This is a genomic window from Polynucleobacter sinensis, from assembly GCF_001595985.1.
GTDB lineage: Bacteria > Pseudomonadota > Gammaproteobacteria > Burkholderiales > Burkholderiaceae > Polynucleobacter > Polynucleobacter sinensis.
Window position 1 is genome coordinate 266,178 of sequence record NZ_LOJJ01000001.1, and the last position, 19,344, is coordinate 285,521.

A 19,344-nucleotide genomic window follows, 5' to 3' on the forward strand; every position below is an offset into this window, starting at 1 on the left:
GGAGAGAAATATGTCCCGCGTTGGTAAATCACCTATTCCAGTCCCAAAGGGCGCTGAAATCAGCATCAACGGTGCAAACATTACTGTTAAGGGTCCATTAGGGACTTTGACACATAACTTGCATCCTTCTGTTGGCTTGAAACAAGAAGATGGCGTATTGACAGTTGTTTTAAATAATGACACACCAGAAGCTGGTGCACAGTCAGGTACTGCCCGCGCTTTAGTAAACAACATGGTTGTTGGCGTAACTACCGGCTTTGAGCGCAAGCTCAGCTTGGTAGGCGTTGGTTACCGTGCTGCTGCTCAAGGCGAAACATTGAAGTTACAGTTAGGTTTCTCACACGACATTATTTACAACCTACCAAAGGGTGTAAAAGCTGAGACCCCAACTCAAACTGAAATCATTATCAAAGGTTCCAACAAGCAACAAGTTGGCCAGGTTGCAGCTGAAGTTCGCGCATATCGTTCACCAGAGCCATACAAAGGCAAAGGCGTTCGCTACGTGGATGAAGTTGTACATCTGAAAGAAACTAAGAAGAAGTAAGCGAGATTAGAAAATGAATAAAGACGAATCCAGACAAAGACGTGCTCGGCAGACTCGTATTCGCATTGCTGAAGCATTGGCAAATCGCTTAACAGTTATCCGTAGCAATTCACATATTTCTGCTCAGGTATATAGCCCATGCGGAACCAAAGTTGTGGCAGCTGCCTCATCTATGGAAAAAGAATTGCGACAAGCAATCAAAAACGGCGGCAACGCTGAAGCGGCTAAACAAATCGGCAAATTAGTTGCTGAGCGTGCTGTCAAGGCAGGCGTTGTTGATGTTGCTTTTGATCGTTCCGGTCATCGTTACCACGGCCGTATTAAGGCCTTAGCTGAAGCTGCGCGTGAAGCCGGCCTGAAGTTCTAATAGGGTTTAGGAAAAAACATGGCAAAAATGCAAACCAAGATGCAAAACGAAGAGCGTGATGATGGTCTTCGCGAGAAGATGATTGCTGTTAATCGTGTAACTAAAGTGGTTAAGGGTGGTCGTATTCTCGGCTTCGCTGCGCTCACAGTAGTTGGCGATGGCGATGGTCGTATCGGCATGGGTAAAGGTAAATCAAAAGAAGTTCCAGTTGCAGTTCAAAAGGCAATGGATGAAGCACGTCGCAAGATGATCAAAGTTTCCTTGCGTAAAGGTACTTTGCAGCACACTGTGATTGGTAAGCATGGCGCATCACGCGTGATGATTTCCCCTGCTAAAGACGGTACTGGCGTGATCGCTGGTGGCCCAATGCGCGCAATTTTCGATGTAATGGGTGTAACTAACGTTGTTGCCAAGTCACTTGGTTCAACAAACCCTTACAACATGGTTCGTGCAACGATTGATGGCTTGAGCAAGATGAGCACTCCTTCTGAAATTGCTGCTAAGCGCGGTAAATCAGTTGAAGAGATTCTCGGCTAAGACCAAAAGATTAGGAATCTATAAATGACAACATCTAACTCCAAAGTCAAACTGCAATTAGTACGCAGCTTGATCGGCACACGCGAAAGCCACCGTGCAACTGTTCGTGGTTTAGGTCTCGGACGTATCAATTCAGTTTCTGAATTGGAAGACACTCCAGCTGTTCGCGGAATGATTAATAAAGTTTCTTATCTAGTTAAAGTCATTGGCTAATAACTAGCAAGTAAATAGGCGAAGAATATGCAACTCAATACACTAAAACCCGCAGAGGGATCCAAGAAAAACCGTCGTCGCGTTGGACGCGGCATCGGTTCAGGTCTTGGTAAAACTGCTGGCCGCGGTCACAAAGGTCAAAAATCACGTTCCGGCGGATTCCACAAGGTTGGATTCGAGGGCGGTCAAATGCCAATGTATCGTCGTTTGCCAAAACGTGGTTTCGTATCTTTGACACGTCGTCACGTTGGTCAAATCACATTGAATGACTTGGCAAAAATCAATTTGCCAGAAGTTGATCTCTTGGTATTGAAAGCCCATGGTTTTGCTGGAGAGCAAATCAATTCTGTAAAAGTGATCAAAACTGGCGAACTCAAAATTGCTGTAACCCTCAAGGGCATTACAGCAACTGCCGGCGCAAAAGCAGCTATTGAAGCGGCTGGCGGTAAATTGGTTGAATTGGCTTAATTGGTTTTAAGTTAAAGATGGCACTCGCACCTACAAACGCAGCAAGTATTGCTCAATCAGGAAACAAGTTCGGCGAATTACGCCAACGCTTGGTATTCCTGGTCTTGGCATTGCTCGTGTTCCGTTTGGGTGCGCATATTCCTGTGCCGGGAATTGACCCAGACCAATTGGCTCAATTGTTCTCTGGTCAAAAAGATGGCATCTTGGGAATGTTTAACTTGTTCTCAGGTGGTGCTTTATCTCGCTTTACTGTATTTGCTTTGGGCATCATGCCTTACATCTCTGCTTCGATCATCATGCAGTTGATGACGATTGTGGTTCCTTCTTTGGAGTCTTTGAAAAAAGAAGGTCAAGCAGGTCAACGCAAGATTACTCAGTACACACGCTACGGTACAGTGTTCTTGGCAACATTCCAGGCTTTAGGTATTTCTGTTGCCTTGCAAGCTCAACCAGGTTTGGTTATTAATCCAGGCTTGATGTTTGAACTCAACACAGTTGTTACTTTAGTTACTGGCACGATGTTCCTAATGTGGCTTGGCGAGCAGATTACTGAGCGTGGTCTTGGTAACGGCATCTCCATCATTATTTTCGGCGGCATTGTTTCAGGTCTGCCAACGGCAATCGGTAGCTTGCTCGAGTTAGTGCGCACAGGTTCTATGAATATCCTATCCGCATTGCTGATCGTAGTAATTTGTATTGCTGTGACTTATTTTGTTGTATTTGTAGAGCGTGGTCAGCGCCGTATATTGGTGAACTACGCTAAGCGTCAAGTTGGTAACAAGGTATACGGGGGTCAGTCTTCCTATTTCCCATTGAAGTTGAACATGGCTGGCGTTATTCCTCCAATTTTTGCTTCATCCATTATTTTGTTCCCTGCAACGATTGCTGGCTGGTTTACATCAGGCGAGCCTACCAATATGTTTAGCAAAATTATTAAAGATTTGGCGGCCACATTGGCCCCAGGGCAGCCTGTGTACACAATTTTGTACGCGGCAGCAATTATTTTCTTCTGCTTTTTCTACACAGCGCTGGTTTTCAATAGCCGTGAGACTGCAGATAACCTAAAGAAGAGCGGTGCCTTTGTACCAGGAATTCGTCCTGGCGATCAAACCGGTCGTTATATCGACAAGATCTTGGTGCGCTTAACTCTGGCTGGTGCAATATATATGGTTTTGGTTTGCTTGTTACCAGAATTCTTAGTGTTGAAGTACAACGTGCCATTCTATTTCGGCGGTACTTCATTGTTGATTATTGTCGTTGTTGCAATGGATTTCATGGCTCAAGTCCAGTCATTTGTAATGCAACAACAGTATGGTTCTTTGATGAAAAAAGCTAACTTTAAGATGGGCGCTTAACTGAATGTCTAAAGACGATGTAATTCAGATGGCGGGTGAAATTATTGAGAATTTGCCGAACGCGATGTTTCGCGTGAAGCTTGAAAACGGACATGTGGTTCTAGGGCACATTTCTGGAAAGATGAGGATGCATTACATCCGCATATTGCCAGGAGATAAGGTGACGGTGGAGATGACTCCTTACGACCTTACGCGTGCCAGAATCATTTTCCGAGCGAAGTAAAGATTAAGTAGTACATATTTTTTTAGAGGTGAGTTATGAAAGTTTTGGCATCCGTTAAGTGTATTTGCAGAAATTGCAAGATCATTAAGCGCAAACGCGTTGTGCGCGTGATCTGTTCTTCAGACGCACGTCATAAGCAGCGTCAAGGCTGATCTGGTTAATTAAGAGGAAATCTCATGGCACGTATCGCTGGGGTAAATATCCCAAATCATCAACATACTGTTATCGGTTTAACAGCAATTTTTGGCATTGGCACAACACGTGCTCGCAAAATTTGTGAAACCACAGGTGTTGCTATCGACAAAAAAGTTAAGGATCTTACTGACGGTGACTTGGAAAAGTTGCGTGATGAAGTAGGTAAGTTCGTCACTGAGGGTGACCTTCGTCGTGAAGTAACGATGAGCATCAAGCGGTTAATGGACTTAGGCTGCTATCGCGGCGTTCGTCATCGTAAGGGCTTGCCTGTACGTGGTCAACGTACCAAGACTAACGCGCGTACCCGTAAGGGCCCACGTAAGTCCGGTGTGCAACTGAAGAAATAATCAAGAAAGTTTATTGACATGGCAAAACAACAATCCGCTTCTGCAGCTTCACAGCGCGCACGCAAGAAGGTTAAAAAGAACGTTGCTGACGGTATTGCACACGTTCACGCTTCTTTTAATAACACCATTATTACGATCACTGATCGCCAAGGTAATGCGCTTTCATGGGCAACATCTGGTGGCCAGGGCTTCAAAGGCTCACGTAAATCAACACCTTTTGCCGCTCAGGTAGCTGCAGAAGTTGCAGGCAAAGTAGCAATTGAATGCGGTATCAAGAATTTGGAAGTTCAGATCAAAGGCCCAGGCCCAGGTCGTGAATCAGCAGTTCGTGCATTGAACTCATTGGGCATCAAGATCACTGAGATTCAAGACGTAACTCCAGTTCCACACAATGGTTGCCGCCCTCCTAAGCGTCGTCGTATCTAAGCTTGGATGTTGGCAGTACAACAGTTTTAGTAGTTTTTTATTAAAGCCCACTGTTCGCCTGATTTAAAGGGCGAACTCACCGCCGGTCGCAAGACTGCGGCAAAGAAAGGAAAGCATCGTGGCACGTTACTTAGGGCCTAAGGCCAAATTAGCACGTCGGGAAGGTACCGACTTATTTTTAAAGAGCGCACGTCGCGCCCTGTCAGACAAGTGCAAGTTAGATACTAAGCCTGGTCAACATGGCCGTACATCTGGCTCAAGAACATCTGATTACGGCAATCAATTGCGTGAAAAGCAAAAGGTTAAGCGTATCTATGGCGTATTAGAGCGTCAATTCCGTCGTTACTTCGCAGAAGCTGAGCGTCGTAAGGGCAACACTGGTGAAACATTGCTCCAGTTGCTTGAGTCACGTTTAGACAACGTGGTTTATCGCATGGGCTTTGGTTCCACTCGTGCTGAAGCGCGTCAGTTGGTTTCTCATTGCGCGGTAATGCTCAATGGCAACCCAGTAAACATTCCATCTATTCAGGTTAAGCCTGGTGATGTAGTGGCTATTCGTGAAAAAGCGAAAAAGCAAGCGCGTATTACAGAATCACTCAATTTGGTTGGGCAAATGGCGGCTGTTACTTGGGTTTCAGTTGACCCAGCCAAGCTCGAGGGAACATTTAAGCAAGTGCCTGACCGCGAAGATATTAGCGGTGAAATTAATGAAAGTTTGATCGTCGAATTGTATTCACGCTAATTAGGCACTCTCAAGGAAAAAATATGCAAACAAATTTGCTCAAGCCAAAAATTATTTCTGTTGAAGCGCTTACTGCCAACCAAGCTAAGGTTGTTATGGAGCCGTTCGAGCGTGGCTATGGCCACACACTCGGCAATGCCTTACGTCGTGTTTTGTTGTCCTCGATGGTTGGTTATGCACCAACTGAAGTAGCAATTGCAGGTGTTGTTCATGAGTACTCCACATTAGATGGCGTTCAAGAGGATGTAGTAAACCTTTTGTTGAACCTCAAAGGCATCGTATTTAAGTTGCAGTCACGTGATGAAGTTACTATCAATTTGCGTAAAGAAGGCCCAGGTGTAGTTACAGCAAAAGATATTGATTTGCCACATGATGTAGAAATCATTAATCCTGATCACGTTATCGCTCACTTGTCAGCTGGTGGCAAGTTAGATATGCAGATCAAGGTTGAAAAAGGCCGTGGCTATGTACCAGGCAATATGCGTCAATACCATGACGAAGCAACCAAGATTATTGGTCGCATCGTATTGGATGCCTCATTTAGCCCAGTAAGCCGTGTTAGCTATGCTGTTGAGTCTGCTCGTGTTGAGCAACGTACTGACCTTGATCGTCTCGTAATGACAATCGAAACAAACGGTGTGTTGTCTCCCGAAGAGGCGATTCGTCAAGCCGCTACTATTTTGGTTGATCAGTTAGTTGTATTCGCAGCCCTTGAAAGCAGCGAAGTGTCTGGTGATCTAGCTCCAAGCCGCTCATCAATGGTTGATCCAATGTTGATGCGTCCAGTTGATGATCTCGAACTCACAGTTCGCTCTGCAAATTGCTTGAAGGCTGAGAACATTTACTACATCGGTGACTTGATTCAACGTACAGAGAATGAATTGTTGAAGACGCCTAATTTAGGTCGTAAGTCTTTGAATGAAATCAAAGATGTATTGGCGGCTCGTGGCTTAAGTCTTGGCATGAAACTCGAAAGCTGGCCTCCAGCTAACCTCGAGAAATAATTAGAAAGGAAGCATCATGCGTCACGGAAACGGCTTACGCAAACTAAACAGAACATCATCACATCGCTTAGCGATGCTGCGCAACATGTCCAATTCTCTTTTGGAGCACGAAGTGATTAAAACCACTTTGCCAAAAGCAAAAGAATTGCGCATGGTTGTTGAGCCTTTGATTACCTTGGGTAAAAAAGATAACTTAGCAAACCGTCGCTTGGCATTTAATCGCACGCGTGATCGCGATATCGTGACCAAACTCTTTACAGAGCTTGGCCCACGTTATGCAACTCGTCCAGGTGGCTACCTTCGTATTTTGAAGTTTGGCTTCCGTCATGGTGACAATGCACCTATGGCTTTGGTTGAGTTGGTAGATCGTCCAGAGGTTGAAGAAACAGCAGTAGCTGAAGAGGCTTAAGTTCTTTAGCAAGATTAAAAGCCAGGCTTCGGTCTGGCTTTTTTCATTTATACGGTTATAAATACATCATGACCAAAGACCAATCTGCCAACTTATTAATTATTGTCACCAGTTTTGCATCTCTTGAAGATGCAAAGAAAATGGCGCATCAATTGATTGAAAGCCGCATGGCTGCCTGCGTGCAAATTCAAGAGGGCATCCATTCCATCTATCGATGGGAGGGCAAGCTATGCGAAGAAAATGAAGTTCTGTTGTCAGCAAAGACAGTTACAGATAAATGGATGGATATTTCTAATTACATAAAAAGTCATCATCCTTATGATTTACCGGAGGTGGTTGCCTATGCGCCGGAAAAATATGAAGTGCTGTATGGCAAGTGGGTGCAGGCCGAGGTAAAGTGAGTCTCATGAGATTGATTAATAAATTCATTCTGGCGTTAGCTGCATTTCTATTCGTTATTGGGAATGCATTTGCAGCACCGGAATTTCTTCCTCCTGAGAAAGCATTTCAGGCTGAAGCAAGCTGGGTAGCCAATACAAATGATATTGAGTTGGAAATTTTTCCAGCCAAGGGATATTACATCTATCAAGAATCTCTCCATTTTAAAATGGGCTCCCAAGCCAATAAAATCAAGGCTGTGAGTGCATCACTCCCACCGGGTGTTGAAAAGTTTGATGAAACTTTTCAAAAGAAGATGCAGGTTTATAAAAAAGAATTTTTAATAACGCTTGAGCAAAAAGCGGAGATTGGAAAACCCACATATCTCGAGGTAGAGCTTCAGGGTTGTGCAGAGGCGGGAATTTGCTACCCACCAATGACCTTAAAGTTTTTATTGGCAGGACCTGGAGTAAAGGCGGGACCCATACCTGAGTTGCTCGATGTAGCCAGTCAATTTACTCCAAAGACTGAATGGAGCTTGATGGATATATGGCGTGAGCGTGATGATATCAATGCTATTAGCCGCTTCCTAGATAGCACTCCAACGGGCTACCTATTTTTAGCATTTTTTATCCTGGGCTTAGCACTAGCATTTACTCCTTGTGTATTGCCTATGCTTCCAATTTTGTCGAGTGTTGTTTTTGGTACTCAAGGCAGTCAATCGATATCTAAGGGTAAGGCGAGTCTATTGGCGATGGCTTATGTGCTTGGCATGGCTTGCGTATATGCTCTTGCAGGGGTCTTGATGGCAGCCGTGGGTGGAAGCGTTCAGCGTGCTCTGCAGAGCCCTATAGCGTTGATTGGATTTGCAGTGCTGTTATTGGCCTTATCTGGGAGCTTATTTGGTCTTTATGACCTCAGATTGCCCCAATCATGGCATCAGCATATTGATCGTTTGGCTGGGCGACACGAGGGTGGCAATATGATCGGTGCCTTTGCTTTGGGCGGCATCTCCACTTTAGTCGCCAGTCCTTGTATCACCGCACCATTGGCAGGCGTGCTGACATTTATCGCCCAAACTGGCTCAATGAGTTTAGGGGCTGGACTCCTTTTTGTAATGGCTCTGGGTATGGGGTTGCCATTGCTATTGATCGCTGTGGAAGCGCGGATTTTGATTCCATCCACAGGGGTTTGGATGGTTTGGTTGCAAAGAACCCTCGGAGTGCTTTTGGTAGCAACTGCGGCATGGATTGCTTCCCCATTAATTCAACGTGGTGATGATGCAGTGAGCACAAATTTTATTGCCAATGGGCAGCGGCAACATCAAGTGGGAGATGCTCGTTTTACCGTGATTGACTCCAATGCCCAGTTAGATCAATTTTTGGCGCAAGCAAAAATAGAAAAAAAATTAGTACTGTTGGATTTTTATGCAGACTGGTGTATTTCCTGCAAAGAGATGGAGGCGAGCACTTTTGCTAATCCAGAGGTGAATCAAGAGTTGCAGAAATTTGTTTTATTGCAAGCAGATGTCACCAAAAATAATGCTGAGCATCAGGCATTGCTTAAGCGATTTAATCTATATGGGCCGCCCGGTATTTTGATGTTCGATCTCAATTCCGAGGAATTGAAAGATCAACGCGTAATTGGTTATATGCCGCCACAACGATTTATCGAGCGCTTAAAAAAAGCGCTAGCGCATTAATTACTTATTTATCTATAGGAGGCGAGCAGCCTCAAGAGCAAAGTAAGTTAAAACACCGTTAGCTCCAGCACGTTTAAATGCAAGTAGCGACTCCATCATGACGGCATCATGATCAAGCCAGCCGTTTTGTGCCGCTGCTTTGAGCATGGCATATTCACCACTCACTTGATAAGCGTAAGTTGGATAATCAAACTCTTCGCGAACCCTGCGCACAATATCGAGATAAGGCATGCCGGGTTTGACCATCACCATATCAGCGCCCTCACTGATATCTAGAGCAACCTCTCGCAAAGCCTCGCTACCATTGGCGCAATCCATCTGATATGTTTTTTTATCAGCTTTGCCTAAATTCTTTGCAGAGCCAACTGCATCGCGAAATGGCCCATAAAAAGCAGATGCATATTTTGCTGAATAGGCCATGATACGAGTATGAATTAAATTCTTTTGCTCAAGCGCTTCACGAATTTTTCCAATGCGGCCATCCATCATGTCTGACGGAGCAACGATATCTACACCAGCCTCAGCTTGAGCAACAGCTTGCTGTACCAAAATGGCAGTTGTCTCATCATTCAGAATTCGACCTTGTTCATCGAGCACTCCATCTTGGCCATGACTTGTATAAGGATCCAGCGCCACATCGGTCATGATGCCTAACTGTGGAAAACGTTTTTTTAACTCGCGAACGGCTGTTGGTACCAATCCATTGGGATTGAATGCTTCTTTGCCATCCGGTGTTTTCAAGGAGGTATTAATGACAGGAAAAAGCGCCATGACGGGAATGCCTAGTGATACACATTCTTCCGCGACAGGGAAGAGCAGGTCTAGAGTAACGCGATTGACGCCCGGCATGGAAGCTACAGCCTCAGACTGATTTTTTCCTTCTAACAGAAAGACTGGATAAATCAGATCGCTTGCACTTATTTGGTTTTCTTGCATCAAGCGACGTGACCAATCATCCCGACGCATACGGCGTGGGCGGTGAGCTGGAAAGTTCAATAAAGGGCTAGCTTGTGATTTCATCTTCTTGTTTCTCGGCTTCAAACAACCATTTAATAACAATATTGTCGGCCTCTTCAAGACCTATGCGTTTGGTGCTTGAAAATAATTGTGCCGTAAGTTGCTTTGACTCCCCGTTACCATCTGGTAGGGCGGGGTCATATTGCTGTAATTGCTTGCGGACAGCCTCAAGAGCATGCTTACACTCGCTTTTGTTGAGTTTGTCACACTTGCTAAGTAAAACATGGATTGGTTTGCCGGTCGGCACAAACCATTGGATCATTTGCTCATCTAGATCAGTAATGCCGCGTCTGGAGTCCACAATCAGGACCATTCCAACCAGTTGCTCCCGTTCTTGCAGGTAATCGCTGAGGAGGGTATTCCAGTGGTACTTAGTCTCGTGGTTAACGGCTGCATAGCCATAACCAGGTAAATCCACTAAATAGGCTAAAAGATCATCTTTTGCGAAAAGGCCAAAATAATTGATATGTTGGGTGCGGCCTGGTGTTTTACTGGCAAAAGCTAGCCTTTTTTGGTTGCAAAGCACGTTTATCGCGCTAGATTTGCCAGCATTTGAACGTCCGGCAAAAGCCACCTCCCGCAGTGGGGTGGCAGGCAGGCAATGGGTGTCATTGACTGTGGTTGCGAATCGGGCTTGAAAGAGTTTAGACATGTCCAGAAGCTATTGTAAAATCACGCAAAATCATGAAATATCTCATGGTGTTGGGTAAAAGGTTGTAAAAGTAGGGCCCAAACACTTTTAGGAATTTTTGCCAAGGTAAACATAATGCGTCAAACCTCTCAAATCTCCAAATTAACTAGCTTACGTGCTGGTTTTGCGGCTGTGTCTATTTTCGCTCTAAGCGGGCTTTCAGGCCAAGTTTTTGCAGCTGATCCTGCGCCAATGGCTCCTGCTGCTGAAACAAAGGCCGCGGCCCCTGGCAAACCAAAAGTCGACGTGGCTGCTGGTGAGGCTCTGTATTCCAACGGGGACGCTAGCCGCGGCGTTACAGCTTGTCTTACTTGTCACGGCCCTAAGGGCCAGAGTGCAACTGCTACCTGGCCAAAGTTGTCAGCTCAGCATGCTGCCTACACAACTAAACAATTGAAAAACTTCAAAGATGGCACTCGTGCAAATCCAGTCATGATGGGTATGGTCGCTACTTTGACTGAGCAAGATATGCAAAATATCTCCGCTTACCTTGCTAAGCAACCAGTTTCACAGGGTGTCGCTCAAAATAAGAGCACGATTGAACTTGGCCAAAGTATTTATCGTGGCGGTATCGCCGCCAAAGGTGTTCCAGCCTGTGCAGCCTGCCATGGCCCAACAGGTGCAGGTATTCCTTCTCAGTACCCACGTATGGGCGGTCAATGGGCTGAATACAACGCAGCCCAACTATTGGCCTTCCGAGAGGGAGTTCGTAAGAACAGCAGCCAAATGACAACAATTGCTACCAAGCTTTCAGATCAAGAAATGAAAGCAGTCTCAGATTACATGGCAGGTTTGCATTAATTGCACTTTGCTTGAATAAAAAACCCCGCTCAATTTTGCGGGGTTTTTTGTTGCATGTGATTCTTCAGAATTGCTATCACACCGTTTTCTGCTAGCTTGGCAACACTGTTTCACTTGCGAAAAGATCTTTGATATTTTCACGTGAGCGAATGACGTAAGCATTATTACCATCAACCATGATTTCAGCAGGCTTAGGTCGAGTGTTGTAGTTGGAGGCCATCACAAAACCATATGCCCCTGCAGAAAGAATGGCCAGTAAATCACCTTCTTCAACTGCGAGACTACGATCTCTTCCCAGCCAATCTCCTGATTCACAGACGGGACCAACGATATCGTAAGTTGACTTGGAAACAGTCTTGGTTTCGACGGGAACGATGCTGTGATATGCCTCGTAGAGTGCTGGGCGCATGAGCTCAGTCATTGCGGCATCTACGATGCAAAAGTTCTTCTCGGCGCCAGGCTTGAGATATTCCACTGTGGTCAGGAGCACACCTGCATTACCCACGAGAGATCTGCCAGGCTCTAATACAACATCTAAATGGCCAAAGCCACGCTCAGCAACACGATTGAGTAAGGTGTTGGTGAATTCGGTAATATCGGGAGGAGTTTCATCGCCATAAGAAATTCCAAGACCACCACCTAAATCAAGATGGTGGATATCGATGCCTTCTTTTTTCAACTGAGTGACCAGCTCAAGCACCTTATCTAAGGCATCAAGGTAAGGAGCCGTTGTCGTAATTTGCGAGCCGATATGGCAATCAATACCAACAACATCTATCTGTGGAAGGAGTGCAGCCTCTCTATACGTTTTGAGTACCTCATGATAGGCGATGCCAAATTTATTTCCCTTCAAGCCGGTGGAGATGTAGGGATGAGTTTGAGCATCGACATCAGGATTCACGCGTAAAGAGATTGGTGCGCGGCAATCAAGTTTAGTAGCAACGCGATTGATTTGTTCTAGCTCTGCGATCGATTCGACATTAATGCATTTGACGCCTGCCTCTAATGCTTGTGCGATTTCACTGGCTGATTTACCCACGCCTGCAAATACCAGACTCTTTGGGTCGGCACCTATAGCCAGCGCACGCGCTAGTTCTCCGCCACTTACTAAATCAAACCCAGCACCCAATTTTCTAAAGCAATCAATCACCGCAAGATTGCTATTTGCTTTCATCGCGAAATGTACCCGTGCGCGCCTTTTTCCACTCGAATCTACACAAGCCCTGTCATAGGCTTGGTAGGCATTAGCTAATGCTTTTTTGCTGTAAACATACAAAGGGGTGCCGAACTCTTTAGCCAAATCTGCCAAGGGGATATCTTCAACATACCAGCTGCCGTTACGTTCTGTAAATCCGACTAATTGCGGAATGGGAATTACTTTGCTTGTCATTGCTTCGCCGATGATGGGTTAGTCGCAGTGGGGTTTTGTGGTGAATAGAGTTTGCCTTTAGGCTCAGGCTCGCTAGGCGGTACTGGGGCGGGCGGTACATTTGGTAAATATAGCGGACCCCTAACCCCACATCCAACAAGGGATATTAAAAGGCTAATACTTAGGGTTCTGGTAAGAGTCGCTATCATGAATGTCTCTAAAACGAATGATTGAATATAGCATGCAGGACTCTAATATGAATTCAAATAATCAAGCGGTTGACTCTATTGATGACAAGCAATTTCATCAACTGGGGAGCCATTTGCTGCATTCGATTGAGGTGGCTTTAGAGGCTGCTGATGATGAGTTGGATCTAGATCTAGATGTGGAGCGTCAGGGGGGTAATGTCATCAACATTCGTTTTAAGGACCGCAGCGTGATTGTGGTCAACACTCAGCCCCCTTTGCATGAGATTTGGGTGGCAGCCAAATCTGGTGGTTATCACTATCGCTGGGCAGGCACCTTAGCCACACCTCTTTGGTTGGATACAAAAACCGGGCGTGAACTATTGACCGATCTTTCGGAATTTGCCACTGCTCAGGCGGGCCAAGCCATTAGCATTGGCCTGCTAAAAGCTTAGCAATGATTAGACTGCGCCTGTAGCGGCAAGGGTCTCAATGACTTGATCATCCGGGACGCTCTTAATCTGAGCTTTACCGATTTTTTCAAGAACCACATAACGAATTTGGCCGCTTTCAGTCTTTTTATCTACCTGCATCAGCTCCATATAGCGTTGTGCGCCAAATTTCGGGGGATTGGTTGGCAGATTCATTGATTGAATAATCTTGGTGAGACGGTCTACTTCAGCTTGCGTGATGTAGTTGAGGCGACGCGAAAGATCGGCGCCCATCACCATTCCGCAACCTACGGCCTCGCCATGAAGCCACTCACCATAACCCATGCCTGCCTCAATAGCATGACCAAAAGTGTGGCCAAAGTTAAGAGTGGCGCGGATACCTCCCTCTCTTTCGTCTGCAGAAACAACTGCAGACTTAATTTCACAAGAGCGTAGAACGGCATGAGCCATAGCAGTAGTATCACAAGCTAGTAGTGCCAGCGTATTTACCTCAATCCAATTGAGAAACTCAGCATCTGCAATGGCACCATGCTTGACCACCTCAGCTAGACCGGCGGAGAGTTCGCGGGCTGGCAATGTCTTTAGGGTATTGAGGTCAGCAATGACTGCCGCAGGTTGATGAAACGCGCCAATCATGTTTTTGCCGAAGGGGTGATTGATGCCCGTTTTTCCACCTACAGAAGAGTCGACTTGCGCGAGCAGCGTTGTGGGTACTTGAATAAATCTAATGCCACGCATAAAGCTGGCTGCTGCAAAACCAGTCATGTCACCAATGACTCCACCACCGAGAGCAACCAGCATTGTTTGGCGATCCGCGCCAAACTTTAAAAGATCATCAAAAATGAGTTGGAGATTTTTCCAATCCTTATAAGATTCACCATCTGGTAAAACGATAGTTCTTACAGGCTTTCCCAGCTTCTCTAGGGTCTTGGTAAGGCGCTCAGCATACAAAGGCCCAACCGTAGTATTTGTAACTATATAAATTGAACTGGCCTTTTCACAAGCACTAAAGAGATTAACTTGATCGATTAAATCCGTACCAATATGAATGGGGTAGCTGCGATTGCCGAGATCAACTTCTAGTGTTTTCATGGATAAATTCAAGCAGAGAGTTCAAGTTGCATGATTAAAGTATTGACTAATTGATTGACGCTTGGTTTACCAGTTTCAATGACGTGGTCGGCAATCTCGCGATATAGCGGATCGCGAATGGCGTATAAATTTTCTAAGATTTTTTTGGCATCGCCATTTTTAAGAAGAGGTCTTCCCTCTCCGCCTTTCGTGCGGTGCCAGAGCTCAATAGGATTTGCATGCAGGTAAATCACAGTCCCTCTTTCTTTGAGGAATTGGCGATTTTCTGGAAGTAGTACGGCGCCTCCGCCTGTTGCCAAAATAATGTTCTGTTCAGCTGTAATATCTTTTATGGCTTGCGCCTCACGTTTGCGAAAACCTTCCTCTCCCTCCATCTCAAAGATGATGGGAATTTTGACGCCGCAGCGCTCTTCAATGACATGATCGGCATCTAAAAAGCGACGCCCTAATTTTTTTGCCAGCAATTTACCAACGGTCGACTTTCCGGCGCCCATTAGGCCGATTAGAAAGATATTGGTAGACGAAGAGTTCACCTCTCGATTTTATTAGGGTTTATCGATAACGGTGGGAGTTAGGAAGACTAATAGCTCAGTTTTATCGGCTAATGTCGATTTATGGCGAAATAAATGGCCAATGATGGGAATATCACCCAGAAGCGGAACCTTTACCTCATCTTCTCTATGGGTGGTTTGAAAAATCCCTCCAATGATGGCCGTACCGCCATTTTCAACGGTAACCTCCGAGCTTAAGTTTTTGGTATCAATGGCATAGCCTTGTTCAGTTTTCATGCCAATTGTGTCTTTATTGATGCCGACAAGCATTGAGATTTTTCCATCTGGATGAATCTTGGGCAGCACTTCTAGCCTGAGGTTTGCTTTACGAAACTGGAGTTTGCTACCGCTCTGTGAGCTCACTTGATATGGAAGTTCTGTACCTTGCTCAATGACTGCCTTTACTTGATCGCCCGTCATGATGCGGGGATTGGATAGTATTTTTCCTTGACCATCTGATTCGAGCGCGGAAAGCTCTATTTGTAGTAATTGCGCAGCATTTCTAGATACCAGTGTAGCGGCGAGGGTTGCTGGTTGAAATCCATTGAGTCCTGCCCCGGCCAAATCGAGGCTCCCGCTGATCTTTTGGTCGGTATGTTGCCCAATGCCATTAGCTTGGTGGCCCAGCTTTATACCCAGTTCCCTGGCAAAGCGCTGATCGGCTTCAACGATGCGCGCCTCAATTAGTATTTGGCGTGGGCTGTTGATATGGTCGCCGCCAAAAGGCAGCGCTGCATCTTCCCTGCGAAATTTTTGGAAGCTTTGGATTTCTGCATGGGTACCAATCCAGTAGATGTCACCATTACGTATGAGTCTCAATCCTCTGCTGGCAAGAATGGAGTGTAGGGCGGTTTTCCATGGGGTGTTATCTAGATCGATGGAAATCTTCCCTTGAATGGACTCACTGAGGAGAAAGTTGGTTTTTCCGATTTTGGCCAAAACTTGCAATAGTTCGGTCACCTCAATTTGGTGAAATTGGAGGCTAATTAGCTCACTTTTGATAGGGTTTGACTGGTCGATTTCTGAACTGGTTCCTAGGGCTGGCTGGAGTAAAAGAGCGAGCAAGATTGCCGATAGTAATTTGAGGTTGGGGGGTGGGAATTTCAGCATTTTTTATTCCGACTTGGCAGATCTAAAGTTGAGTGACTTGCCCCTAGGATGAGATAAGGTAGCAAGCTCTTTTTGAATATCCATCAGGCGCCATTCCCCTAGGACAAGCTCGTTTTTAGCCATCATTCTTGTGGCCTTTCCGGTGTGGAAAAAAGCCTGCTCAACCCCATTCACTTTGATGAGCCCTAGATATCGCCAGCTACGTAGTTCTGCCTCGTGAGGCGTTGCTAATGGCTGGCTCCGAGGTGTTGAAATGGGGCGTTTTTCACTTAAAGAGTGAATACTCACTTGTAATTCTTCCAATGTATCGTAAAGATCCTCCTGTTTTTCATCTAAATCCCCTTGTTGCTTATGCAGCTCCCTTTTAAGGCCCGAGAGCTCGTCTTGAAGGCGATGAGTTTCCATTTTTAACGCTTCCTTATGGGACTCAAAGGCTAAAAAAAGTGCTCCATTAAGGAGAATCGATACTCCACCAAGAATGAATAAAGGAGCCATTTTGAGACCTGCTAACTTGATGTTGTTCATGGAAAGTGATGGCGACTTTGGTTTCATTTGGCTCTCGGGCGTAGGCCTTTGAGGTGCGGTTGATTTTCGAATTCCATGGGGGTCTGGAATGGCGGGGTCGTCCCCCAGCTCACTTAAAATGTCGTCAAAAGATTGGGAGGAAATGTGGCGTGAAGGCATGCCATATTGTTCGCCCTGGGGGTAGTAAAAACGATCAGGAAATGCGTAATTGCTCGTCAGAAAATAGAGCAATTTATTCTGAAACAAGGGTTTTGGAGCTTGAGGAGAAATTGGCCAAGCACCCTATAATTTGACTCTATGGCTCTACCTCCAAAAGACAAGCCGCCCTTAAATCGGCGGTTTAACCGTCAGCCTGATAGACGTCCCGGTCAGCAAAGAGCGGAGCATTCCTCATTTAATAAATCAGGCAGCAATCCCCTAGTAAAAGCCTTGCTGATTATTTGCATGGTTTTTGCAGTGGTATTTACCCTTTTGCTCGGATATGCGTTCTTGATCGCCAAGCCGAATTTGCCAAAAATTTCTGCTTTGGTGGATTACAACCCTAAAACCCCTTTACGAATCTATACCGCTGATAAGGTCTTGATTGGAGAATTTGGGGAGGAGCGCCGCAAAGTCATTCCCTTAAATGAAATTCCCATGAGCATGCGCAATGCGGTCTTAGCTATTGAAGATGACCGTTTTTATTCTCATGGTGGAGTAGATTATGTTGGCATCATGCGTGCCGCCCTCACAAATCTGCGCGGCAATCTTTCGCAGGGAGCATCAACCATTACGATGCAGGTGGCCCGAAATTTTTTCCTGAGTAATGAGAAGACATTCAGTCGAAAAATTTACGAGGTACTACTTTCTTGGGAAATTGAATCTCAATTGAGTAAAGACAAGATTCTTGAGATTTACATGAATCAGATTTTCTTGGGCCAAAGGGCGTATGGATTTTCTAGTGCAGCTCAGATTTACTTTGGCAAAGAATTAAAAGATATAACCATTGCAGAGTCTGCAATGTTGGCAGGTTTGCCAAAGGCCCCTTCGGCATATAACCCCGTTAGCAACTTCCGACGTGCCAAAATTCGTCAAGAATATATTTTGCAGCGGATGCGTGACTTGTCATATATCACGCCCGAGCAATATCAAATTGCCATGGCTGAGGAGTTGCATATTCGCGGTCTTGGGAATGAATTTAGTACGCGCGCAGATTTCCCTGCTGAAATGGTGCGTCAATTGCTATTTACCCAATACGGTGAGGCGATCTATTCTCAGGGTATTGATGTCTACACAACCATCTTGAAGGCTGATCAAGATGCCGCATACAAAGCAGTACGACATGGCATTTTTGAATATGACTTACGTCACGCTTATCGTGGTCCCGAGGGTTTTATTGATTTGCCAGACGATACAGTGAAGCGTCAACGCGCAATTGATGAGGCTTTACTTGCTTATCCGCAGTTAGATGACCTGCAATCTGGTGTAGTGCTCGACATCAAACCAAAAGAGATGCAAGTCATGATCTCTACTGGTGACACCATCACACTCAAGGGCGAAGGTATGAAACTCGCTGCCGCGTCTTTGACGGATAGTGCGCAACCTAAAAAACGCTTGCGCCCCGGTGCGATAGTGAGGTTGTTATCTGATAATGGGGTTTGGAAATTAGCCCAACTACCTCAAGTCGAGGCCGCTTTTGTTTCTATGAACGCAGAGACAGGTGCGATTCTGTCATTGGTGGGCGGCTTCGATTTTCGGCGCAACCAATTTAATCATGTCACTCAGGCGCAGCGCCAACCAGGCTCTTCATTTAAGCCATTCATTTATGCAGCCGCTATCGAAAAAGGTTTTTCCCCAAGCACTATGGTCAATGATGCTCCATTATCTATTGGCAGTATGGAAACGGGAAGTCAGGCTTGGGAGCCGAAGAATTACGATGGTAAATATGACGGCTTGATGCGTTTACGTACCGCTCTAGCAAAATCGAAGAACTTAGTTTCTGTTCGCATCATTCGAGCTATTGGCCCTTCTTACGCACAAGAATATATTCAGCGATTTGGTTTCGAACCTGAAAAGCATCCTCCATACCTAACGATGGCATTGGGTGCGGGTTCGGTTACACCTTTGCAAATGGCCGCAGCCTATAGTGTTTTTGCTAACGGTGGCTATCGTGTCGATCCTTTCTTAATTAGTAAGATGACCGATTCCAAAGGGGCGGTATTGTTTGAAGCTAAGCCTACGCATGCGCGTGAAGATGCTACTCGCGTACTAGATGCTCGAACTGCTTTTGTAATGGATAGCATGTTGCAAGAAGTAACCAAGAGTGGAACCGCTGCAAGTGCGAGGGCTAAGTTAGGTCGAAACGATATTGCAGGTAAGACGGGCACAACCAATGATTCTCATGACGCTTGGTTTGCTGGTTACAACCCCAAAGTAGTTGCCATTGCTTGGATTGGTTTTGATAAGCCTGCGAGTTTGGGCGATCGTGAAACGGGTGGCGGCTTAGCGTTGCCAATGTGGACTTCGTATATGGCAACCGCATTAAAGGATGAGCCACAACAAGGGCGCGAAGTGCCATCAGGTGTGACCCAAGTCGATGGTGATTGGTTTATTCCTGAGTTCTCTAATAATGGCGGTGTTCGCGAACTACAGTAGTTCGCTT

26 protein-coding genes are annotated in these 19,344 nt (G+C 45.7%); 18 read left to right on the forward strand and 8 right to left on the reverse strand.

The window, feature by feature from the left end; translation table 11 throughout:
- Positions 1–10 precede the first annotated feature (10 nt).
- The 15 genes from rplF (at position 11) to dsbD (ending at position 8,910) form a co-directional block, all read left to right on the forward strand.
- The gene (rplF, locus tag AOB49_RS01495; RefSeq protein WP_062307051.1) at positions 11–544 is read left to right on the forward strand and encodes a 50S ribosomal protein L6; all 534 of its coding nucleotides are present in this window, start codon (positions 11–13) and stop codon (positions 542–544) included.
- Positions 545–557: 13 nt separating this feature from the next.
- The gene (gene rplR, locus AOB49_RS01500; protein ID WP_062307056.1) at positions 558–911 is read left to right on the forward strand and encodes a 50S ribosomal protein L18; all 354 of its coding nucleotides are present in this window, start codon (positions 558–560) and stop codon (positions 909–911) included.
- An 18-nt stretch (positions 912–929) separates the two neighbouring features.
- A complete protein-coding gene (gene rpsE / locus AOB49_RS01505; RefSeq protein ID WP_015420248.1) occupies positions 930–1,448 on the forward strand; it encodes a 30S ribosomal protein S5 in 519 nt (172 codons plus the stop codon).
- Between the two features lie 24 nt (positions 1,449–1,472).
- On the forward strand, positions 1,473–1,661 hold the full coding sequence (rpmD, locus tag AOB49_RS01510; RefSeq protein ID WP_015420249.1) for a 50S ribosomal protein L30: 189 nt from the start codon (positions 1,473–1,475) through the stop codon (positions 1,659–1,661).
- 27 nt (positions 1,662–1,688) lie between these two features.
- Positions 1,689–2,129 (forward strand): 50S ribosomal protein L15, encoded by a 441-nt coding sequence (gene rplO / locus AOB49_RS01515; protein WP_062307059.1) that lies wholly within the window; start codon positions 1,689–1,691, stop codon positions 2,127–2,129.
- Positions 2,130–2,146: 17 nt separating this feature from the next.
- Positions 2,147–3,484 carry a preprotein translocase subunit SecY gene (secY, locus tag AOB49_RS01520; protein WP_062307061.1) on the forward strand — a complete coding sequence of 446 codons (1,338 nt, stop codon included), beginning with the start codon at positions 2,147–2,149 and terminating at the stop codon, positions 3,482–3,484.
- A gap of 4 nt (positions 3,485–3,488) precedes the next feature.
- Positions 3,489–3,707, forward strand: a complete 219-nt coding sequence (gene infA / locus AOB49_RS01525) for a translation initiation factor IF-1 (protein ID WP_015420252.1) — start codon at positions 3,489–3,491, stop codon at positions 3,705–3,707.
- A gap of 35 nt (positions 3,708–3,742) precedes the next feature.
- Positions 3,743–3,859, forward strand: coding sequence for a 50S ribosomal protein L36 (rpmJ, locus tag AOB49_RS01530; protein ID WP_012357167.1), 117 nt, complete (start codon positions 3,743–3,745; stop codon positions 3,857–3,859).
- Between the two features lie 24 nt (positions 3,860–3,883).
- Entirely contained in the window at positions 3,884–4,249 is a 366-nt protein-coding gene (rpsM, locus tag AOB49_RS01535) for a 30S ribosomal protein S13 (RefSeq protein WP_062307064.1), read from the forward strand.
- 18 nt (positions 4,250–4,267) lie between these two features.
- Positions 4,268–4,675 (forward strand): 30S ribosomal protein S11, encoded by a 408-nt coding sequence (rpsK, locus tag AOB49_RS01540; protein WP_062307066.1) that lies wholly within the window; start codon positions 4,268–4,270, stop codon positions 4,673–4,675.
- Between the two features lie 118 nt (positions 4,676–4,793).
- The gene (gene rpsD / locus AOB49_RS01545) at positions 4,794–5,417 is read left to right on the forward strand and encodes a 30S ribosomal protein S4 (RefSeq protein ID WP_062307068.1); all 624 of its coding nucleotides are present in this window, start codon (positions 4,794–4,796) and stop codon (positions 5,415–5,417) included.
- A gap of 23 nt (positions 5,418–5,440) precedes the next feature.
- On the forward strand, positions 5,441–6,421 hold the full coding sequence (locus AOB49_RS01550; protein ID WP_015420255.1) for a DNA-directed RNA polymerase subunit alpha: 981 nt from the start codon (positions 5,441–5,443) through the stop codon (positions 6,419–6,421).
- 16 nt (positions 6,422–6,437) lie between these two features.
- Positions 6,438–6,830, forward strand: coding sequence for a 50S ribosomal protein L17 (gene rplQ, locus AOB49_RS01555; protein ID WP_015420256.1), 393 nt, complete (start codon positions 6,438–6,440; stop codon positions 6,828–6,830).
- Between the two features lie 68 nt (positions 6,831–6,898).
- Positions 6,899–7,231 carry a divalent-cation tolerance protein CutA gene (cutA, locus tag AOB49_RS01560; RefSeq protein WP_062307071.1) on the forward strand — a complete coding sequence of 111 codons (333 nt, stop codon included), beginning with the start codon at positions 6,899–6,901 and terminating at the stop codon, positions 7,229–7,231.
- A 5-nt stretch (positions 7,232–7,236) separates the two neighbouring features.
- Positions 7,237–8,910, forward strand: a complete 1,674-nt coding sequence (gene dsbD / locus AOB49_RS01565) for a protein-disulfide reductase DsbD (protein ID WP_062307073.1) — start codon at positions 7,237–7,239, stop codon at positions 8,908–8,910.
- A gap of 12 nt (positions 8,911–8,922) precedes the next feature.
- Here dsbD and hemB read toward each other — a convergent pair whose 3' ends face one another.
- Both hemB and yihA read right to left on the reverse strand, forming a co-directional pair.
- Positions 8,923–9,930, reverse strand: a complete 1,008-nt coding sequence (hemB, locus tag AOB49_RS01570; RefSeq protein ID WP_062307076.1) for a porphobilinogen synthase — start codon at positions 9,928–9,930, stop codon at positions 8,923–8,925.
- The gene (gene yihA, locus AOB49_RS01575; RefSeq protein WP_062307079.1) at positions 9,914–10,579 is read right to left on the reverse strand and encodes a ribosome biogenesis GTP-binding protein YihA/YsxC; all 666 of its coding nucleotides are present in this window, start codon (positions 10,577–10,579) and stop codon (positions 9,914–9,916) included. Before yihA ends, hemB begins: the two co-directional genes overlap by 17 nt.
- A 114-nt stretch (positions 10,580–10,693) precedes the next feature.
- Here yihA and AOB49_RS01580 point away from each other — a divergent pair, with 114 nt between their 5' ends.
- Positions 10,694–11,419: a c-type cytochrome gene (locus AOB49_RS01580; protein ID WP_062307082.1), complete on the forward strand. Its 726-nt coding sequence runs from the start codon at positions 10,694–10,696 to the stop codon at positions 11,417–11,419.
- A gap of 91 nt (positions 11,420–11,510) precedes the next feature.
- Here AOB49_RS01580 and lysA read toward each other — a convergent pair whose 3' ends face one another.
- Both lysA and lptM read right to left on the reverse strand, forming a co-directional pair.
- Complete coding sequence (gene lysA / locus AOB49_RS01585) at positions 11,511–12,809, reverse strand: diaminopimelate decarboxylase (protein ID WP_062307085.1); 1,299 nt, start codon at positions 12,807–12,809, stop codon at positions 11,511–11,513.
- Positions 12,806–12,997 carry an LPS translocon maturation chaperone LptM gene (lptM, locus tag AOB49_RS12420; RefSeq protein WP_216634590.1) on the reverse strand — a complete coding sequence of 64 codons (192 nt, stop codon included), beginning with the start codon at positions 12,995–12,997 and terminating at the stop codon, positions 12,806–12,808. Before lptM ends, lysA begins: the two co-directional genes overlap by 4 nt.
- A 47-nt stretch (positions 12,998–13,044) precedes the next feature.
- On the opposite strand from lptM, the gene cyaY reads away from it, so the two are divergent.
- On the forward strand, positions 13,045–13,428 hold the full coding sequence (gene cyaY / locus AOB49_RS01590) for an iron donor protein CyaY (protein WP_082784019.1): 384 nt from the start codon (positions 13,045–13,047) through the stop codon (positions 13,426–13,428).
- Positions 13,429–13,434: 6 nt separating this feature from the next.
- Here the strand turns inward: cyaY and aroB are convergent, their stop codons facing one another.
- Genes aroB through AOB49_RS01610 form a run of 4 tightly spaced genes read right to left on the reverse strand, consistent with a single transcriptional unit; the run spans position 13,435 to position 16,949 of the window.
- Positions 13,435–14,517, reverse strand: coding sequence for a 3-dehydroquinate synthase (aroB, locus tag AOB49_RS01595; RefSeq protein WP_062307087.1), 1,083 nt, complete (start codon positions 14,515–14,517; stop codon positions 13,435–13,437).
- Between the two features lie 8 nt (positions 14,518–14,525).
- A complete protein-coding gene (locus tag AOB49_RS01600; RefSeq protein WP_082784011.1) occupies positions 14,526–15,050 on the reverse strand; it encodes a shikimate kinase in 525 nt (174 codons plus the stop codon).
- Between the two features lie 12 nt (positions 15,051–15,062).
- The gene (locus tag AOB49_RS01605) at positions 15,063–16,178 is read right to left on the reverse strand and encodes a secretin and TonB N-terminal domain-containing protein (protein ID WP_062307093.1); all 1,116 of its coding nucleotides are present in this window, start codon (positions 16,176–16,178) and stop codon (positions 15,063–15,065) included.
- A gap of 3 nt (positions 16,179–16,181) precedes the next feature.
- Entirely contained in the window at positions 16,182–16,949 is a 768-nt protein-coding gene (locus tag AOB49_RS01610; RefSeq protein WP_062307094.1) for a hypothetical protein, read from the reverse strand.
- 51 nt (positions 16,950–17,000) lie between these two features.
- On the opposite strand from AOB49_RS01610, the gene AOB49_RS01615 reads away from it, so the two are divergent.
- Positions 17,001–19,337 carry a penicillin-binding protein 1A gene (locus AOB49_RS01615; RefSeq protein ID WP_062307097.1) on the forward strand — a complete coding sequence of 779 codons (2,337 nt, stop codon included), beginning with the start codon at positions 17,001–17,003 and terminating at the stop codon, positions 19,335–19,337.
- Positions 19,338–19,344 lie beyond the last annotated feature (7 nt).

Bases quoted from the DNA above. Each gene is read 5' to 3' on its own strand.
- rplF (WP_062307051.1), top strand. From the start codon at position 11: ATGTCCCGCGTTGGTAAATCACCTATTCCAGTCCCAAAGGGCGCTGAA.
- rplR (WP_062307056.1), top strand. From the start codon at position 558: ATGAATAAAGACGAATCCAGACAAAGACGTGCTCGGCAGACTCGTATT.
- rpsE (WP_015420248.1), top strand. From the start codon at position 930: ATGGCAAAAATGCAAACCAAGATGCAAAACGAAGAGCGTGATGATGGT.
- rpmD (WP_015420249.1), top strand. From the start codon at position 1,473: ATGACAACATCTAACTCCAAAGTCAAACTGCAATTAGTACGCAGCTTG.
- rplO (WP_062307059.1), top strand. From the start codon at position 1,689: ATGCAACTCAATACACTAAAACCCGCAGAGGGATCCAAGAAAAACCGT.
- secY (WP_062307061.1), top strand. From the start codon at position 2,147: ATGGCACTCGCACCTACAAACGCAGCAAGTATTGCTCAATCAGGAAAC.
- infA (WP_015420252.1), top strand. From the start codon at position 3,489: ATGTCTAAAGACGATGTAATTCAGATGGCGGGTGAAATTATTGAGAAT.
- rpmJ (WP_012357167.1), top strand. From the start codon at position 3,743: ATGAAAGTTTTGGCATCCGTTAAGTGTATTTGCAGAAATTGCAAGATC.
- rpsM (WP_062307064.1), top strand. From the start codon at position 3,884: ATGGCACGTATCGCTGGGGTAAATATCCCAAATCATCAACATACTGTT.
- rpsK (WP_062307066.1), top strand. From the start codon at position 4,268: ATGGCAAAACAACAATCCGCTTCTGCAGCTTCACAGCGCGCACGCAAG.
- AOB49_RS01550 (WP_015420255.1), top strand. From the start codon at position 5,441: ATGCAAACAAATTTGCTCAAGCCAAAAATTATTTCTGTTGAAGCGCTT.
- rplQ (WP_015420256.1), top strand. From the start codon at position 6,438: ATGCGTCACGGAAACGGCTTACGCAAACTAAACAGAACATCATCACAT.
- cutA (WP_062307071.1), top strand. From the start codon at position 6,899: ATGACCAAAGACCAATCTGCCAACTTATTAATTATTGTCACCAGTTTT.
- dsbD (WP_062307073.1), top strand. From the start codon at position 7,237: ATGAGATTGATTAATAAATTCATTCTGGCGTTAGCTGCATTTCTATTC.
- hemB (WP_062307076.1), bottom strand. From the start codon at position 9,930: ATGAAATCACAAGCTAGCCCTTTATTGAACTTTCCAGCTCACCGCCCA.
- yihA (WP_062307079.1), bottom strand. From the start codon at position 10,579: ATGTCTAAACTCTTTCAAGCCCGATTCGCAACCACAGTCAATGACACC.
- AOB49_RS01580 (WP_062307082.1), top strand. From the start codon at position 10,694: ATGCGTCAAACCTCTCAAATCTCCAAATTAACTAGCTTACGTGCTGGT.
- lysA (WP_062307085.1), bottom strand. From the start codon at position 12,809: ATGACAAGCAAAGTAATTCCCATTCCGCAATTAGTCGGATTTACAGAA.
- lptM (WP_216634590.1), bottom strand. From the start codon at position 12,997: ATGATAGCGACTCTTACCAGAACCCTAAGTATTAGCCTTTTAATATCC.
- cyaY (WP_082784019.1), top strand. From the start codon at position 13,045: ATGAATTCAAATAATCAAGCGGTTGACTCTATTGATGACAAGCAATTT.
- aroB (WP_062307087.1), bottom strand. From the start codon at position 14,517: ATGAAAACACTAGAAGTTGATCTCGGCAATCGCAGCTACCCCATTCAT.
- AOB49_RS01605 (WP_062307093.1), bottom strand. From the start codon at position 16,178: ATGCTGAAATTCCCACCCCCCAACCTCAAATTACTATCGGCAATCTTG.
- AOB49_RS01615 (WP_062307097.1), top strand. From the start codon at position 17,001: ATGGCTCTACCTCCAAAAGACAAGCCGCCCTTAAATCGGCGGTTTAAC.